This is a genomic window from Streptococcus sp. GMD1S (assembly GCF_000296875.1).
Classification (GTDB): domain Bacteria; phylum Bacillota; class Bacilli; order Lactobacillales; family Streptococcaceae; genus Streptococcus.
The window spans coordinates 1-1,783 of sequence record NZ_AJQY01000115.1; the positions used below are offsets into that span (position 1 = coordinate 1).

The window sequence follows — 1,783 nt, forward strand, 5'->3', positions numbered from 1 at the left end:
GAAGTTTCAGGTGGCGTTGCTGATACAGACTTGACCATGAACTTTGAAACCAGTCGGATTGGGAAAAAAGTCATCGAGTTTCAGAATGTTTCCTTCGCCTATGAAAACAAGCCCATTTTGCAAGATTTTAATCTATTGGTGCAAGCCAAAGACCGTATCGGAATTGTTGGGGATAATGGTGTCGGGAAGTCAACTCTGCTTAATCTCATCGCAGGAAGTCTTGAGCCGACTAAAGGTCAAGTTATCATCGGTGAGACGGTTCGCATCGCCTATTTCTCTCAACAAATTGAAGGTTTGGATGAAAGCAAACGGATTATCAATTACCTGCAGGAAGTAGCAGAAGAGGTTAAGACCAGCGGTGGTTCTACGACTTCCATCGCTGAGTTGCTGGAGCAGTTCCTTTTCCCACGTTCGACGCATGGAACCTTGATTGAGAAATTGTCTGGTGGAGAGAAAAAACGCCTTTATCTCCTCAAACTGCTCTTGGAAAAACCAAATGCTCTCCTTTTGGATGAGCCGACAAATGACTTGGACATTGCAACCTTGACAGTCTTGGAAAATTTCTTGCAGAGCTTTGCCGGCCCTGTCTTGACAGTTAGCCACGACCGTTATTTCCTAGATAAGGTAGCGACCAAGATTCTCGCTTTTGAGGATGGTAAGATTCGTCCTTTCTTTGGTCATTACACCGACTACCTTGATGAAAAAGTCTTTGAAACAGAGATGTCCAATCAAGTGCAAAAGGCAGAAAAGGAAAAAGTAGTCAAGGTCCGTGAAGACAAGAAACGCATGACCTACCAAGAAAAGCAGGAGTGGGCAAGCATTGAAGGGGATATTGAAGCCTTGGAAAATCGTATTGCTGCTATTGAAGAAGAAATGCAGGCAAATGGCTCTGACTTTGGTAAGCTGGCTACTCTCCAAAAAGAACTGGATGAGAAAAACGAAGAACTCCTTGAAAAATACGAGCGCTATGAATATCTAAGTGAGTTGGCATAATGGAAGAAAAAGTCATTAAACGTAGTCCCAAGAAAATCATTTGGAATGCCTTGTTTGGCTTGACTTCAGTACTTTTTTTCTTGCTACCTCTCTCTTATCTCCATTTGTACTCGCAAAAGGGAACTAAACTTCATACGATAAGTCTTTTATTAATACTGCTTGTCCTCTTTTGTGCTGGAGTAATCATTTATCAGACATACAGACTGTTAAGCTTGGATAAGGAGTATTTGAGATGCACAGTTGAGGGGTTTTACTACAAACCAAACCCAAAGAAACCCAGTCATTTCTATGCTTGGGCAGATGTAGAAGAGTTTTCCTTTTCTCGGATTCGAGGGAAGTATAGGGATTCTTATCGGATTGAAGTCTATTTTAAAAACAAGGAAAATGTGAAATCCCAATCCTTTCTAGCTCTGTTGAAGAGAAGGATTCTCCCTTTTCATCCGTCAGCAGATTTAATTATCCCGATCTTTCTGCTAGATGTAGGACTTCCTGAAAGGGTCTATGAGACTATGAAGTACTATGAAAGAGAATGGCGCATCGAGCAAAATCGCCAAGCTAGAAAACAGACAAAACAAGCTTCGAAAAGCAAATCTTCCAAACCGTCATAGTCTGTCTTTGCTTAAAGTAGAATAATCAAAAAGGCCCTATCCACTGGATAGGGTCATTGTTTGTCTTCTTTTTTAGTTTCCTGATGAAAGATATTTTGCCAAGTCTCATGGCGACGCCAGATACTGGTATGGACGATACCATCTAGCTCATAGCAAATGAGCTTGGTTTTCTGACTAATGGA

Annotated in this window: 2 protein-coding genes and 1 pseudogene; 2 read left to right on the forward strand and 1 reads right to left on the reverse strand. The window is 41.4% G+C overall.

The window, feature by feature from the left end; translation table 11 throughout:
- Both GMD1S_RS07475 and GMD1S_RS07480 read left to right on the forward strand, forming a co-directional pair.
- Window positions 1–993 (forward strand): ATP-binding cassette domain-containing protein (locus GMD1S_RS07475; protein ID WP_000374912.1); only part of this gene is annotated, 993 nt, incomplete at its 5' end.
- Window positions 990–1,601: a hypothetical protein gene (locus GMD1S_RS07480; RefSeq protein ID WP_025172961.1), complete on the forward strand. Its 612-nt coding sequence runs from the start codon at window positions 990–992 to the stop codon at window positions 1,599–1,601. The genes GMD1S_RS07475 and GMD1S_RS07480, both read left to right, overlap by 4 nt.
- Window positions 1,602–1,654: 53 nt before the next feature.
- Here GMD1S_RS07480 and GMD1S_RS12145 read toward each other — a convergent pair.
- Window positions 1,655–1,783, reverse strand: a pseudogene (locus GMD1S_RS12145) (cation-efflux pump); the annotation flags it as partial.